The organism is Bacteriovorax sp. BAL6_X (assembly GCF_000443995.1).
In the GTDB taxonomy this organism is placed as follows: domain Bacteria; phylum Bdellovibrionota; class Bacteriovoracia; order Bacteriovoracales; family Bacteriovoracaceae; genus Halobacteriovorax_A.
Genome location: NZ_AUMC01000010.1, coordinates 686067 through 701847, shown reverse-complemented (window position 1 = coordinate 701847; position 15781 = coordinate 686067). Strand labels below are relative to the sequence as shown.

The 15781-nt window shown below is 36.0% G+C and carries 13 protein-coding genes; 2 read left to right on the top strand and 11 right to left on the bottom strand.

Annotated features, from left to right (window positions below; translation table 11 throughout):
• Window positions 1-20: 20 nt before the first annotated feature.
• From M902_RS14020 to M902_RS13990, 7 genes are all read right to left on the bottom strand, one after another.
• The gene (locus tag M902_RS14020; RefSeq protein WP_052607447.1) at window positions 21-1745 is read right to left on the bottom strand and encodes an IucA/IucC family siderophore biosynthesis protein; all 1725 of its coding nucleotides are present in this window, start codon (window positions 1743-1745) and stop codon (window positions 21-23) included.
• Window positions 1742-3940 (bottom strand): GNAT family N-acetyltransferase, encoded by a 2199-nt coding sequence (locus tag M902_RS14015; RefSeq protein WP_021268673.1) that lies wholly within the window; start codon window positions 3938-3940, stop codon window positions 1742-1744. Before M902_RS14015 ends, M902_RS14020 begins: the two co-directional genes overlap by 4 nt.
• On the bottom strand, window positions 3933-5123 hold the full coding sequence (locus M902_RS14010; RefSeq protein ID WP_021268268.1) for a hypothetical protein: 1191 nt from the start codon (window positions 5121-5123) through the stop codon (window positions 3933-3935). Before M902_RS14010 ends, M902_RS14015 begins: the two co-directional genes overlap by 8 nt.
• On the bottom strand, window positions 5120-6403 hold the full coding sequence (locus M902_RS14005) for a PepSY domain-containing protein (RefSeq protein WP_021268384.1): 1284 nt from the start codon (window positions 6401-6403) through the stop codon (window positions 5120-5122). The genes M902_RS14010 and M902_RS14005 overlap by 4 nt, the downstream gene beginning before the upstream one ends.
• 54 nt (window positions 6404-6457) lie before the next feature.
• The gene (locus M902_RS14000; RefSeq protein ID WP_021268285.1) at window positions 6458-6976 is read right to left on the bottom strand and encodes a hypothetical protein; all 519 of its coding nucleotides are present in this window, start codon (window positions 6974-6976) and stop codon (window positions 6458-6460) included.
• Window positions 6977-7149: 173 nt separating this feature from the next.
• Entirely contained in the window at window positions 7150-7380 is a 231-nt protein-coding gene (locus tag M902_RS13995) for a hypothetical protein (RefSeq protein WP_021268637.1), read from the bottom strand.
• An 84-nt stretch (window positions 7381-7464) separates the two neighbouring features.
• On the bottom strand, window positions 7465-7926 hold the full coding sequence (locus M902_RS13990; RefSeq protein WP_021268507.1) for an ankyrin repeat domain-containing protein: 462 nt from the start codon (window positions 7924-7926) through the stop codon (window positions 7465-7467).
• A gap of 239 nt (window positions 7927-8165) precedes the next feature.
• Here M902_RS13990 and M902_RS13985 point away from each other — a divergent pair, with 239 nt between their 5' ends.
• Both M902_RS13985 and M902_RS13980 read left to right on the top strand, forming a co-directional pair.
• A complete protein-coding gene (locus tag M902_RS13985) occupies window positions 8166-9059 on the top strand; it encodes a hypothetical protein (protein WP_021267830.1) in 894 nt (297 codons plus the stop codon).
• Between the two features lie 80 nt (window positions 9060-9139).
• Window positions 9140-9652: a DUF2391 family protein gene (locus tag M902_RS13980; protein ID WP_021267927.1), complete on the top strand. Its 513-nt coding sequence runs from the start codon at window positions 9140-9142 to the stop codon at window positions 9650-9652.
• On the opposite strand, the gene M902_RS13975 is transcribed toward M902_RS13980, so the two are convergent.
• Genes M902_RS13975 through M902_RS13960 form a run of 4 tightly spaced genes read right to left on the bottom strand, consistent with a single transcriptional unit; the run spans window position 9653 to window position 15781 of the window.
• Entirely contained in the window at window positions 9653-10129 is a 477-nt protein-coding gene (locus tag M902_RS13975) for a DUF3347 domain-containing protein (protein WP_021268687.1), read from the bottom strand.
• Window positions 10122-13238, bottom strand: coding sequence for an efflux RND transporter permease subunit (locus M902_RS13970; protein ID WP_021268658.1), 3117 nt, complete (start codon window positions 13236-13238; stop codon window positions 10122-10124). Before M902_RS13970 ends, M902_RS13975 begins: the two co-directional genes overlap by 8 nt.
• Window positions 13231-14580, bottom strand: a complete 1350-nt coding sequence (locus M902_RS13965; RefSeq protein ID WP_021268525.1) for an efflux RND transporter periplasmic adaptor subunit — start codon at window positions 14578-14580, stop codon at window positions 13231-13233. Before M902_RS13965 ends, M902_RS13970 begins: the two co-directional genes overlap by 8 nt.
• On the bottom strand, window positions 14573-15781 hold the full coding sequence (locus tag M902_RS13960; RefSeq protein ID WP_021267882.1) for a TolC family protein: 1209 nt from the start codon (window positions 15779-15781) through the stop codon (window positions 14573-14575). Before M902_RS13960 ends, M902_RS13965 begins: the two co-directional genes overlap by 8 nt.

The window sequence follows — 15781 nt, the reverse complement described above, 5'->3', positions numbered from 1 at the left end:
ATAACTTCCTCAATCCAACTCTAATTATTTCTAACAAGTGGATTTTTAATATTACTTCCTAATATTGGCTTAAGCCGCTCGCCTGTTTCGCTATAGCCGGCAACAAAACGAACAGTATTAACCAATACTTTTTCAAACTCATTTCTAAGTAAATTTACTTTTTCAACAATTTCAATATCACCTTGATAATTTTCGATTACTTCACCCAGTAAGTGATAGAAGTCCTTTTCTTTAAAACCGAGAGACTCTTCAACTACTCTTGAGAAATAGCGTAACACTGTAATAAAGTGACCTGTGATAAGGTCATGAATCAAGTACTCTGCTGGTAATTGATCAAGTTCAACTCCAAAGTCAGCGCCGATATGCTTTGAATTTGAGGCCATTCTAAAATCACCGTGAAAGTCTTTGATAATTAACCTTTGTGGCCTCCCCTCTTTCAAAACAAGGATAGTATTTTGGCCATGAGCGACTAGACCTAGCCCGTGCTCTACTTGTAGATGATAAAGAGGTGTGACGACAACTTTGAAGTATTCTTTAATCCATTCCGAAACACTTAAACCTGATAACTTAATATACTCAGCAACAAGTGCATTATGACCTTTAGTAAAAAGAAGAGCTGCTGTTGGAATGGCAATTTCATTTTTAGAAATTTTATTCTCTACACTTTCACGCCAAACACAGCCCAGCAATTCTTTATATCGATATGAGCACCCTTCGATACGATTAAACTCTACTAAAGGACAACTTACAGCTGCAACTTCCTTAAGGACATCCACCTTATTCTTAAGAAAACTATCTGAATCAATAATTTTTTCAATTTTTTCAGATAAGAGATAACCCTTCTTAATATATTTCTGAGGGATTCCTCTTACACATGAAGTGTTTAAGATAGAGATGGCCACTTTTACATCATATTTACTTGTGCCAGAGTTAGAGGATAAAGTTCTAATCGATACTTGAGGCGTATAATCATTGCCGAGCCTTCCAAGAGAAATTATACTTCCTTGAAATATCAGATGATTAAATTGTACGCTTATATACTTACTCCACTGCCATGGATGAATAGGAATAAGGAAATAGTCATCAAAATTCTCTGAAACCTCTAAAACTTTACTTCTCGCAAAATTAATCTCGACTTCAGAAAGAGAGTCTGAATATAGATCCTCAACTTTAAGTTGCTCTAGATTCATTCCCCATTCAAGGCAATCTCTTTTGATGGCACACCAATGAAGCTTATAACTATTTCTAGACTCTGGTGCATATAGTAAAAGCTCATCACTACCCCAGCCAATACGCCCCTTATTCATAATAATCTTGGGATGCCCAGAAAGAATTTGGTCAATTTTTTTAAAGTTAAACTTCGATATCTCTTCAATCCCTATATTCTCTAATGAATTAGCTTGAATAATATCACCATAAATTGTCTGATTACCTTCTTCTATAAACTGAGCTAGTGTTTCATCACTCATCTTACAAATATCTTTAACCTCAAAGAAGAAGTCTGAGAGAGTATATTCATCAACGACTTTTCCAGCACTAAACTTCTTAAAGCTATCTCTTTCTATTTGTAAATTTCCCCAAACACTAATTCGTCCTTGAAAGCTATAATAGATGTCATCAGTAATTCTAAAGTAGAAGCGATCATGGCAATACTCCACATCAAAGAGTTCTTCGAATTGAAGCTCTTCAATTGATTTAATGATGAGATTCTTATGTAACACATAAAACTCTTTAGTATTCATCATGACCTCACCTCTGCTAGAAATCTAGTACGATCGGCCTCTAAAAGATTCGAAGTTTTATGTGGAAAGCTAAAAACTCCTCGGTGCTCCCAGCCTGGAAGAAGTCTTGCGAGAGTTAATACCTTTCTATTATCCACTCGAGGCTCTCCCCATACCTTTTGGGTCCTAATATCATCTTCAAAAAGAAATTTTGTTAAATGAAAAATAGAATCATAAACAGCACGTGTTCCAAGAAACTTTTCCTCACCTATTAGAATATGGATTCCACGATCAAATAAAGCGGCATCACAATAAGGAGCAATCCTGTCATCAAATGCCCAATAGACTTCAAAGTATCCTGCCTGTTGGCCGTCAATATCAACAATTATAGGAAGCTGATATGGAGAATCCTTTAGTCCTTGAATATACTCTCTTAAATCCTCTAGAGGTTTATTCATTTCCCAGAACTCATAAACATATTTCTTATTATGCCATTCATGAAACTTTACAAGATCTTCATTCATATCAAAGGCACGCAGGACGATCTCATGGCCATGTTTAGAAGTTGTACGGTATAACACGCCTTCATAGGCACGAGGTACTCTTAAAATTGAGCTAATTGGGTTTTTAATCTTATTGTAAATATCCCATGGATTTTTTATTGTGTTCTCATTTTGATTTGTTACACAACACCTAAAGTTCCCTTTCTGATACAGAAAGTCGCTATTAACGAGGTAATTTAAAAATGAAGATTTTTTGTGCTTCTTGTATATATGATTTCTAAATTGAGTTAGGTGAAATAACTCAGCTTTCTCATTTCCATTGGCCAATGAAATAATCGTATTAAATACAGAATTGATAACTAAATAGTATGTATAAACTTTATTAACATCATTAGGATTTAAAATATTACCCTTAGTCTTCCCTATAAAGTCGTACTTACTCCCAAATCGTTCAACACTTTTAGTCGTAAATCCAGTCCCTTGGCAATCGCGATAAATAGCACCCACAGGTAGTCCATTTTTCATCTTCAAGATAATATTTTGCATATGTGCACCAAGAAGAATTCCATGATCTTCAGAGAGTCTGATAAACTCACTTATAATATTCTCTAAAAAGGCATCAAACCAATACTTCCTAGCTAGAAAGATATTTCCACAGGCTTTTTTAGCATTGGCCTCCACAAGAGTTATTAAATGCGATTTTTCTGTATAAGGATTCTCCTCTGCGAGAGTACCGAGCAAGAGAGAGTCACAGGCATCAAAGCTTTCACGAAGTTGAACAGTTGACTCAACAATGGCACTACCATCTTTTGCTTTTAGTGCAACATAGAATGGCTCATGGAGTATTTTTAATTTATCACTAAACTCAGCAACAGCTTCATTTTTAAATACTGTCTCTATCTGCATTCCTCGAACGGCCTCTTCAGGCTGAAGGTGTCGAATAGAGTTCGTAAGTTTTACATCCATTGAAAACTTTACTAAGTAAGGTGCCCCTTGAGTGTATAATGACCTAAGAGATGAAAGAGCGAACCAATCATTTTGTCCATCCACCACATCAAGAACCTCATCACCAAGACCTTTTTCTCTTAATCGACTCCACTGCCATGGGTGCATTGGAATATAAATGAAGGATTCATCAATGTTTAATAAATCAAATTTTGCTAATTGATTCATTGCCTTTGCTACATCAACATAATTAGCATTTGTATGAATCGAATCCTTTTCACACTTTAACCATGTTAACTTAAAGCCATTAGAAAACTCAGGAGAATATAATTTAATATCTGTTTCATTCATTCCTTTCTTACATTTTGGATAAGGGTGAAACGGATGTCCTAAAAGCATCTTTTGTTCGCTAGCAAGATAGTTATCAATTTTAACTTCTGAATTATGTTCTAGGATAAGTTCAATATTATCTCGCGAATTAATTATATTATCGATAAATGTTGGATCAACTTCAGGAAAAACACTAACTAACTCAGGAAGCATTTGATCAAAATCAATAAGACTACCATTTAAATAAATCTTGCCCGTATAGCGATGGCCACCAAGCGGTGAGAATGAACTTATCTCAAATAAGAGGTTACCAATTTTTACAAAATCCCTATCAAGATCAATTTGAACTTGATTATCTTGTGAGTAATCTCTAACCATCGAGTTAATCAGAGATCGAATACTATACTTATTTGCAAGTTCTCTATTACTTTCACTAACCATTGGTCACTCCACCAAAATTCTCTTTAGTATAGTAAGTGTTATATTTAAAGCTTATTAAAGATGCCACTATCACTAGAGCAACAAAGAGAAAAAGTATATAACTAGTAAGTTGTAATTTAATTATTAATCCAGATGATAGTGCACCGATAGCATTCCCTAGTGTTTGATAGAAGCTGATCTCACTGGCCACGATCTGCTTAGAAATAGCAGAATTTAACTTGTAAATCTGCCCCATATAAAGAACTGGAATAATTGCAGCTCCAAATGAGAACAGAATGATAAAAACATATAATGTTATTAAATCGTCGATTCGATAAAAAGAATAGAAACTAGAAATCAAAGCAAAGATTGAAAATAGAGTGACTATTTTAGAAGTGATAAGATTAAATTTTCTTAGAATCAATTGTGTCAGTAGAATAACGAGAGATGCAACAGTTAGGGCCCAGTAAATAGTCGCAGACTGTTTAATTTGTCCGACAAAAAGATCACTGGCAATTTTTGTCATACTCATATGAAAAAAGGATGTCATAAATGTATAGGCCAGTGGGATTAGAAGTAGTGGTAGAATTATTTGTCTTAAGTTCTGATCTTGCTTTGCTGAGATCATCCCGATTTCACTTTGCCCTCTTTCAAGGCCAAGTAAAATTGAGAGAACGATTAGCCCAACAAGAACCAAGAGTCCCATATTTAAGTTAAACGCTAAAAGACCGCCTAGAATTAATCCAACAAGTCTTCCAGTATTTAAAAAAACAGTAGTTTCTAAGACACCTTTTTGAGCATCTTCAAATCGAGCTATTTTAATTACTTGAGAAAATGGAATAATGGAGCTTGCAGTCATCGCATAGATAACTCGAGATATAATAAAGAAGACTAATGATAACTTAACATCGCCACTTGTAAACGTTGCAAGAAGAGAAAGTGTTGATAAAAGAAGTCCGTATTGGCCAATGCGGTATATATGCATTGGTTTAATTCTAGAAAAAAGTGCGGCCCACTCTTTTGTCATAAAAAGAAAGAAGAAGATTGAAAATCCATAAATAATAAGAACTGAAGTGATATCCAGATTTGTTACCATGGCAATTTTCGGTATTAGACCAAGAAGAATTGTTTGAGCCGCACCAAAAATAAAACAAAGGCATGAGATGGCCTTAGTAAAGCGATTAATTTCTAATTGAGAGTTCAAGAGACTCTCCCCTGAGATCTCTTCACCTTTTTTCTAAAAGTCATGAGATAGATAAGAAGATCACGCCAAGAAAAAATTAAATAGATAAGAAAGAGTGTACTTAAGATCCATTTAAAGTCAGATGTAATAAAGAAGATCACAAAAACAAACATCGTTGGTAGTAAAACTTCTAGAGTTGAAACATTCGTATCGTTTAAAAGGTGCCCATCATATACACCTGGTTTCACAGCAAGATATTTTCTTCTAAATAAAAAGATATAGATCCCACTGATTGGAATAAAAGAAGAAATTAGCCCCAGAACACTCCAAATAATTTTTAAGACAACACCACCATAGTCACCAAAGTGTAGTGGCTCTGAAAGAATAAGAAGCTCTAAGTACCATGGAAGTGATACTATACGATTTAGCTTGCCCGTTATTCCATCAACATAAGCTATTTCATGATGATGTTCTTCACTCTCCATTAGAACAACAAATTGATTGGGAACAGAGAATTCATTATCAGGAAAAGAAATAAAGTCGTATTCTAAATGTGGAAGCTTTACTTCAAGTTCTTTTAGAACTGTCGTAACAGAGACATACTTAGCATTTTCTATAACGATAGCATTTGCTTGATGTGCTCTAACATTATCTCTTAGAAAGAGACCAATTAAAGTGCTATTAAATGCAAGGATTGCTCCCGTGAAAGTGACGATAATAAGCCACGCTAGGGTCTTGACTCCAATAATCTTATGAAAGCGACCTAATAGGATACGAGAATTCATCGTCTTCACATTACGATAGAATTTATTGGCAATAAGAGCACCACTAAATAGAGCAATAAGAAAGAATAGGCCCATTAGGCCAATTAGAATCTTCCCTTTTCCTCCTAAGAGTAACTCCCTATGAAGTTTTAAGATAAAATCAATCAAGGCAGTAGGCTTGATTTGATTTGAAGAAAGTACATTTCCAGCAAGGTCAAATTTTAACCTCATTGCACCTTTGAACTTTTCAATACCTGGTTCTGTAACACGTGCTTGGATATCTCCGTCATCACCTTTAAAAATTGAAAGTACTTTTTTATCTTTGTAACTTTCATTTTCAGATAAGTAATTTTCGATTTTTGAAAGTGACGATTCCTCTGAAATAAAGACACTCTTTTGCTCAACTGATTGGACAGGAGAAAGTTCGTGGCGCCAAACGAGAACAACTCCAGTTAGTCCAAGGACAAGAAAGTTGATCGCTAGGACAAGACCTAGAATGCGATGAATTTTTAATAATTTTCTTACTAATATACTCATAAAAACTAAAAAAGCAGGGAAGTATAAACTCCCCTGCTTAATATCAAGGATTTTTTACAGTTTCTTATAAACCATAAAATCGATACCAATATGTGTTGCCTCAGCACCACAAACATCAGCAGCACCACTTGCAGGAACCATGATTGTTGCGTGGTGAGGGTGCCCCCAGTAAAGGTAGTCATTGTCTGCAAGTTGATCATCAAGAATTGCTTTTCCTTCAGAGCAGTCTGCCGAAGCATCTACTTTAGAGAAAGCTCTAGAATCAACAAGCTCAATTGTTGAAGCTGCATTATCAGCAAATAAGATAGAAGAGTAAGAACACTCAACACCATCAACATTTTCGAAAGTTGCTTTAATTAGAATATTATCAAGAGTGTAATCAGTAGAAAGCTTTTCAAATTTAACATTCATGTTGTTATGAGTAGCAGGTGCATTAGTGTAGTCAGTAAATGCTGCACATACATAACCTTTATGCTTTGCAACCCATCTCTCCCCTTCAAGAACTAGGTCTGAATTTGCGATAGCTGAAACTGATAGTAGTGATAATAAAGCTATAAGTGATTTTTTCATCATGTTTATTCTCCTTTATGTTTATGAAGAATAAATATCTGAGCAAGTTTGATATGTCAAACTATTATCTAATCATTTAAACAATTGATTGTTAGAAGAGACAGACTCTATAATAAATATATGAAATTTTTAGAAAATAGGCCCTATTTGGAGATTAGATAGGGCCTAAACAAGGTTTAACGTATTGGGTCGCGCCCTTCGATCTTACTAAGAATGCGTGGTTCACCAGATTTCTTATACTTTGACTCGAGGGAATAAGTAGAGTCAACCAACTCATTCTTTATGTTTTGTTGTGAGCTCACCTCTTGTGAATTATGCTTATCTTCACAAAGGGACTCTGCTGATGCTGAAGAACTCATTATACTCGCACCAATTATTAGCGTGGTAAATAATGTGTGAACTTTCATATCTATCTCCTTTGATGATTGATTTTCTGTTAACTCATCATCGCAAGAAAAAGGATTGAATTAAAATATCGAGTCCTTATGACATCATAGAGATTTCCTATTAGGCCATGAAATTGATTTCATCCCATTTTTCACTAGGCCTAGATAGCTTTTAAATCGATTGTTTTGAAATTTATGTTTTTCACTAATAAAAGAAGCAACTTGTTTACGATTAAATGCCATGGCCCAGTCATGAGCACTCATGCCAGAATCATTTAATTCGCCAAGCTTTGCACCATATTGAATAAGTAATTTAACAATTTTTAAATTACCCTTTAAGCAAGCTAGCATAAGAGCATTATTACCAAGGCCATCTGTTGCCTTAGGACTGGCCCCGGCACTCAATAAAGAGTGACAAAACTCAAAATGTCCATTTTGGGTAGCTTCCAGAAGAGGGGTATATCCTTTCTCATTAGTAACCTCCAAATTACATTCTTCATTTGTTAATAAGAAAATACTTAACTCACCAACATCACCATTTTGGGCCCAATCAAAAATTTTAGACATAACCTCTCCTAGTAGATCATTCTACGAAGAAGCTATCGCCTCTATAAAGTGAAGATAGGATAAATTTAATTAACGCTCTTAATTGTTATTTGGGTATTATTTGTTGATTTAAGCAAAATAGCGCTGCACGCAAAAATATTTCCTATTGTTTATTAAGATTTTATTAAGAAATCCATTGATCTTTTACATCAGTCTTTAGACAATATTAGTCTATAAAAAAACATACACATGGAGTGATTATGAGAACAATTGTTAAAAGTTCAAAGTTACTTATGCTAATTCTAGCAGCTGCAATGACGGTTCAAACTCATGCTCAAGAAGAAGCAAAAAGTAAAAAAGATGGAGACATCGACAGTGAAATTACAAACGCAAGACTAAGAGCACAGTCTGGTTCAAAATCTGACTACAGCTTAAGTCTTTCACTAGGTTACAATGGTGGTACACTTGATGATATTTTTGGTGAAGAGAGACCAGATATCTATGGTGATCCAGAAACAGAAAGAAGTACATCTTTTGGTGGTTCTTTCTCAGGTCGTTACCGTTTCAACAAGAATGACAGTATGACAGTTGGTGCAGGTTTTTCTGTACTAAACCCATGGGGACACTCAGAAGGTAACGTTGATAATCCATACGTTGGTTACTCAAGAATTTATAAAATTGGTGACTTTCAAACTTCAACTTCAGCCAGTATCACATTTGGGACATCAGAGTCCTTTAAGAATGTTGACCTAGGTCAAGTTGTAAGTGTTTCACACAATATGATGAAAAACTTTGAAGGTACAAACCTAACAATCGGTGCATCTTTTTCTTTTGGTGCATACTTCTATGGAAATGAGCCAGAAACTGTATTCCCAAAAGATCAACTTACAGAACTAGAGATTGGCCTATACCCACAACTTGAGTATAGATTTAACGATACATTCTCATTTAGAACTGTATTCGGTTACTTTAACTACCAAAAGTCTAGAGGTGAAGATTCAAACTTCTTAAGAGCATATGAATACCAATCAGTTGGTGTTGGTATTTCTGTAACAAGAGATATCTACGTTTATCCAAACGTACAGTTCCTTGCTGATGACCTTGATTCAGACAAGACAAACTTTGCAATCTCTGCAGACATTAATATTCTTTAATAAATTAAAGTTTATAATTAGGCCCGGTTCTCCGGGCCTTTTTTTTTGCCTTAATTTCAAAATCTCTCTATAATTTTAGTATGGAAATATTTAAAGGCTTAAAGAATACACATACAGAGATCAAGCGTATTAATGGCTACCTAAAAGAGGTTGTTACCTTCCTAGATGACACTGGAAAGCCAATTGGTCATGTTATCAACCCTCTTATGGTTGAACTACGATTACGTGATGTTTCGCAAATATTTGTAGGGGCCTTTCTTGTCGCTTCACCACTATGCTTTACAGAAGAAGTATGGAATCTAAGTGTTTCTCTTAAATTTAACAATATCTACTACTTACTAGCATCTTCAATTATAATTGTGATGTGCTTTGTTTATTTCAACTTCTATCGTTTTAAACTAAAGGGAAATGTCGCTGAGTTTATTAAGAGGATTATTGCAATTTACTTAATCACAACTTCGAGTGTTGTTTTCATTCTATTTTTGATTGATAAATTCCCTGTCATGACCGACCCAGTACTTGCTTTTAAACGCACAGTAATTATTGCATTTCCAAGCATCTTTGGAGCGGCCATCACAGACTATTTGAAGTAATTAAAACTTAGTATCTTTTTGTCCACAGTGAGGCATATTTGAAGCATATGGGTTATGAACCTTGTCCTGCTTCGATGAGTTTTGTACCCACTTCTTCTTTACCATCGGGCATGAGTAAGCATTGTACTTTTCCCCAACATCATACGTATTAATGATATGAATAAGCGCCATTGAAACGAGGTGGTAGTTCTGGTTATTATCAGCAGTTGACTTTGATGCTTCAATTTCAGAAAGCTTAGTTTTTGAGAAAGTTAAAAGCTTCTTGATTTTTTCATCGCTAATTTTATCAATTGCATTGGAAAGAGCTTTTGCACCTTTCTCAACCTTTGCACCATCATAGTCAAAGAAGCTTGCATGGAGTGCCTCATTTAGCTCAAGAACTTTTACAACTTGTTCCTTTGTATCTTTGGCCATCTCAATACGACTAGCAGCAAATAAGTTAAAAGCAATCAAGCTTACAATAATAAATTTATTCATGTGTTTCTCCTTTAAAGTTCTTTTGTTCAAAATATGAATATGTAATAGGCACAACAAATAGTGTAATTAACTCAACTAGCATTCCCCCAAGTGTTGGAATGGCCATCGGTTTCATGACTTCACTTCCAGTACTCGTCGACCACATAATTGGAACTAAGGCCACAACAGTTGTAGTCGTTGTCATAACAAGAGGTCTAATTCGTCTAGATCCAGCATTTACAATGACTTCCTTAAGTTCCTGCCAATTATTAGGTTTGATGGATTTAAACTCTTCCTGTAGATACGTCATCATTACAACCCCGTCATCTACAGCAATCCCAAACAAAGCGATAAAGCCAACCCAAACAGCAACTGAAGTATTAAATCCTCCAATCCATAAAAGAATGAGCCCTCCTGCAAATGCAATTGGAACAGCACTAAAAACAATGGCAGCACTACGAAGGTTTTTAATTCCAAAGTAGATAATGATTAAGTTAATAACGAGCGCTAATGGCACAAGAAGCATCAGGCGATTATTTGAGCGAACCTGATTTTCATATTGTCCGGCCCAAACGAGAGAGTATCCCTTAGGCAACTCAACCTTTTCTTCGACGGCCTTCTTAGCTTCCTCAACAAATCCAATTAGGTCACGATCTTGTACATTTAAAAGAACAAGAGAGCGCAGCATTCCGTCTTCTGACTGAATCATTGCTGGTCCTGTCACAACTTCGATTTTAGCAAGTTGTTCTAATGGAATATGTTGTCCTAGAGGGCTTGGAACAAGAACCTTTTTAAGCTCATCAACACGGTCTCTCAGCTCTTTCTTGTAGCGAACTCGAATAGGAAAACGCTGTCTTCCATCGTAGAATTGACCAATAGTCATACCCCCAACCGCAGTTTGAAGTATTTTATTAATTGTACCAGTGTTAATACCGTAACGGCTTGCTGCTACACGATCAATATCAAATTCAATATAAGGTTTACCTGTAATCTGTTGAGCATAGACACCACTTGCACCTTTTATACCTTCAAGAACTTGACCGATCTCTTGCCCTATCTTTTCTAATTTTTCAAGATTATCACCAAACACCTTAACACCAATTTGTGTCTTGATCCCAGTCGAGATCATGGCGATTCGATTCTCTATTGGAAATAGCCATGCATTTACTAGACCTGGAACTTGAAGCTGCTCATCAAGTTCGGCCATAATATCGTAAATTGAAGTGCCACTAGGCCACTGATCTTGTGGAATAAGTTTAATGACAGTCTCAAACATAGCAACTGGTGCAGGATCTAATGCCGTTTCTGCTCGACCTAGTTTACCAATAGCACTTGCTACGAGTGGATGCTTAACTAGCTCCTTATCTGTATATGCTAGGAGTTCACGTGCCTTTGTCATCCCGACATCAGCAGTTGTGACAGGCATATAGAGGATCTCTCCCTCATTAAGAGAAGGCATAAACTCTTTACCAAGTTGGGAGTACGCAATACCACCAAGTATAAATATTAGTGTTGGAAAGATTGCAAAGATTTTTCGATTATCGAGCATCCACCTAAGAACAGGTTGATATGTATTAACAATTTTTAAACTAACCGGATTCTTTTCGATTGGCTTAAGCTTTCCTTTTAAAAAGAAAACACTTAATGCCGGTACAAGAATAATTGCTACGACGACAGAACCAAACATTGCAAGTGTTTTTGCCCAGGCAAGTGGTCCAAAAAGTTTCCCTTCACTCCCCTCAAGTCCAAATACAGGAAGGAATGTAACAATTGTCGTTGCAACCGCCGTTAGAATGGCAGGTCCAACCTCACGGGCCGCCTTTATTACAATTTCAACACGCTCAGATTTTGATAGGTCACGATCTTCATTAGCAAGACTGGAGTATATATTCTCAGTCATGATAATTCCCATATCAACCATTGAACCAATGGCAATGACAAGGCCTGATAAACTCATAACATTAGAGTCAATACCAATGAACTTCATAAGTATAAAGCTTATTCCAACTCCAAACGGTAGAGTTAACGAAACAAGAATCGAAGACTTAAAGTGTAATAAGAAAAGAAGGATCACAATAACAGTGATAAAGATCTCTTGCGCAAGGGCCGAATAAACTGTTCCTATCGTTCTTTCAATAACTTCAGTTCGGTCATAGAAAGGACTAAACACAACCCCTTTTGGTAAGCCTGCCTTAATGATAGCAATTTTCTCTTTTACATTATCAATAACTTCTTTAGGGTTTTCTCCAAATCGCATGGTAACAATACCACCTACGGCCTCAGTACCATCCTTATCAAGTGCGCCACGACGAAATGCTGGCCCTGTCCCAACACTTGCCATATCTTTGATACGAATTGGAGTCTTATTCTTAACGGCAACAACAACATTTTCAATATCAGCAAGTGACTTAAAGAATCCTTTCCCACGTACAATAAACTCGCGGTCTCCATCTTCAATAACTTCGGCCCCAACGTCGATATTACTATCTTGGATAGCATTAATAATTGCGGTCAAATGAATATCATATGCTATCAATTTATTAGGATCTACATCGATTTGATATTCTTTTACGAAACCGCCAATACTTGCAACTTCACTAACACCCTCAACACTTTGCAGAAGGTAGCGAACATAAAAGTCCTGCAGAGTTCTTAGCTCTTCTAGTGATAAAGGCTTATCACTATCAGCGGCATTATCAAGAGTATACATGTAAACTTGTCCAAGCCCTGTTGCATCAGGCCCCATTGCAGGATTAACACCGTCAGGAAGTTCATTTTTAGCACTAGTTAATTTTTCTAAAACACGTGATCTTGACCAATAGAAATCAACTTCATCATTGAAGATTACATATATTGTAGAAAAACCGAAAGCAGACGTTCCGCGAATATTCTTAACTCCGGGAATCCCCTGTAGCATGACACTTAGTGGATAGGTAATTTGCTCTTCAATATCTTTTGGAGAACGACCTGCCCAATTAGTAAAAACGATTTGCTGATTTTCACCAATATCAGGGATCGCATCAATTCGAGCAGTTGATAAACTAAAAACAGAAAGTAGTGCTATTAAGATAAATAGAAGAACGACAGTTACGCGGTTTCGAATAGATAATTCAATAAGATTCTTAATCATTCATATCCTCATATCCACCAAAGAGTTGTGCTTGGGCATCAAGTAGGAAGTTACCTTCAATTACAACTTGATCACCATCTCTAAGCCCGGCCTCTACTTCAACATAACCTTCTGACTCGTGACCAGTCTTAATAACGACAGATTTAAATTCTTTGTCACTCACTTTAACCCAGGCAACCTTTCTCTTACCTGTATCGATCACAGCAGAGCGGGGAATAACAAGCGGCATACCTTCTAACTCAAATGTAATCTGAGCATTGGCAACCATTCCAGGCTTAAGCTTCCCTTCTTCATTTTTGATCGTAGCACGTACCTTTAATGTACGTGACTGCTGATCCAGAACAGGACTAACAAAATCAATCTCACCACTTGTTGTTTTCCCAGGTATTGCAATAAATTCAAGCTCAACTTTTTGTCCAAGCTGTACTAGAGCAGAGTCTTGCTCATAAACATCTAACTCGATCCAAACATCACTTAAATTTGAGAGTTCAAAGAAGTTTTGCCCTTCTTTAAAATATGTACCAACAGTGGCACTTCTCTTTTGCACAATACCAGTTGCAGGTGAATAGATTGTGATCTTATTTGGAACACTTCCTTTTTTTGACCAAGCTTCATATTGCTCTTTCTTGATTCCCCAAAGCTCTAGCCTTTCCTGACTTTGAATGTAAAGATCACGAAATTCACGGCCTTTATTCTTAAGGTAAGTCTTACGAGCAAGAATATATTCCTCACCAGCAGTAATTAACTTTGGACTATAAATATCAACTACAGGATCACCAGTTTTCACAAAACTCCCTGTAGACTTCACATAAACCTTCTCTACACGTCCATCGATCCGTGCAGGAATATTACTCTCCTTCTCTTCAGACTGAAGAACTTGGCCAAGAAGCCTAATTTTCTTTGTCATCTTCATCGTCGTAACAGGAAAGTATGAAGGTGAAAAATGTTTTAACTGAGACTTTCTAAGCTTTACACTGGCAACAACCTTCGCCGCACTTTCTTTTCGTGTATTAACTCTAACCATTGGAGTTCCATCCATTGGACAAACGTCTTCTATTTCACTTGTTACGTCTGGAAAATCTGCACAACGCCAAAGTTCCTTCTCTGGCTCTGCTTGTGTCATCGTTGAATGGTCGTGATCATCCTCGACTTCAACTTTTGTCAGGTTCATATGACAGATCGGACATTTCCCAGGCTTATCTTCTTTGATTTGAGGGTGCATTGAACATGTATAATATGTTTTTACCTTAGATTCACTCTGTGTACTCACATCTTCCTTTGGTGAGCATGCAACAAACCCAAGAAGTGTTGAGAATGAAATAATTTTAAGTAACTTATTCATAGAGAGACTCTCCAAGAGTATATTTATAATCAACCTTAGAAGTTGCTAACTGAGCTTCTAACATTACTTTCTTTAATAATATTGTTTGTAGTCTTAATTCACTTTGTAAGAGTTCAATGTAAGAACTATTTCCACGGCCGTAAGACTTGGATGTAATTGATCGTGAGTTTTGTGCAAAGTTCACAGATTTCTTTGTAATGATTTCTAATTCAGATTTTAATTTTTCGATATTATCTTGAATGATATTTAAATCGCGATTCTTTTTAAGTTTATAATCTTCAAGCTTTTTAATTGCAGCGTAGCGATTGGCCACGGCAGAACCCTTAGCACCTCTCTTGTCATCTGAGACAGGGATCGGAAACGTAATTTGAGCACCGATATAGTCACCATTATTGTCGATTTCATCGGAGCGAAATGTATAACCTAGAGAAACAGTGATATCTGGAATATATGCAAGACTAGCTTGCTCGACAGCAAACTCTCCAGCGATTTTACCTTCTTCAAGAGACTTTAGACGATTATCCTTAATCACTTCTTCATTTTTTAATTTATCCAATATATGCCAAGGAACACTTTTATAGTCGAGTTTTGCAGCTTGATCACCTAGTAAGTAGACAAGCTGGGCCTTATTCTGTTTTAGCTCAAATTTTTTATTACTAAATTCACTTTCAATTTCGGACTTTCTAATTTGAATATCAAGCAGTGCTTGTTGAGTGATTCTTCCATTTGAGTAAAGTTTTTTACTAACTTTTAGAATATTATTAATCCAAGCAAGGTTTTCTTTTAGGATAAAGAGTTCATTTTCAATTCTTCGATTTCCAATGACATTTCCCCACAGAGCCTTAATCAAAGCCTGCTCATAATCTAGTGCAGAATAATTCATCGCTCTTGCTTGAGCATTCACACTTTCCTTTGCTTTCCCATACTTATTTGAAAGAGCAATTTTTTGAGAAATTCCAAGCTCTAACCCCGTCATTGGAGTTTGATTATAATCTAATGTTTCAACTGGAAAATTTTTTGCGGCAATTTTAAACATTGGGTCGCCCCAAGAACTTTTCTGTTTTGAAGATTCAACAAGCGATTTTGCACTTCCCTTAATTGCCTCAACACTATTGTGTTTAGATAATTCACTAACGGCCTGTTTAAAACTAAATGCCATCGAGCTTGTTGAAATACAAATAATTAAAAATGACTTAAGCAT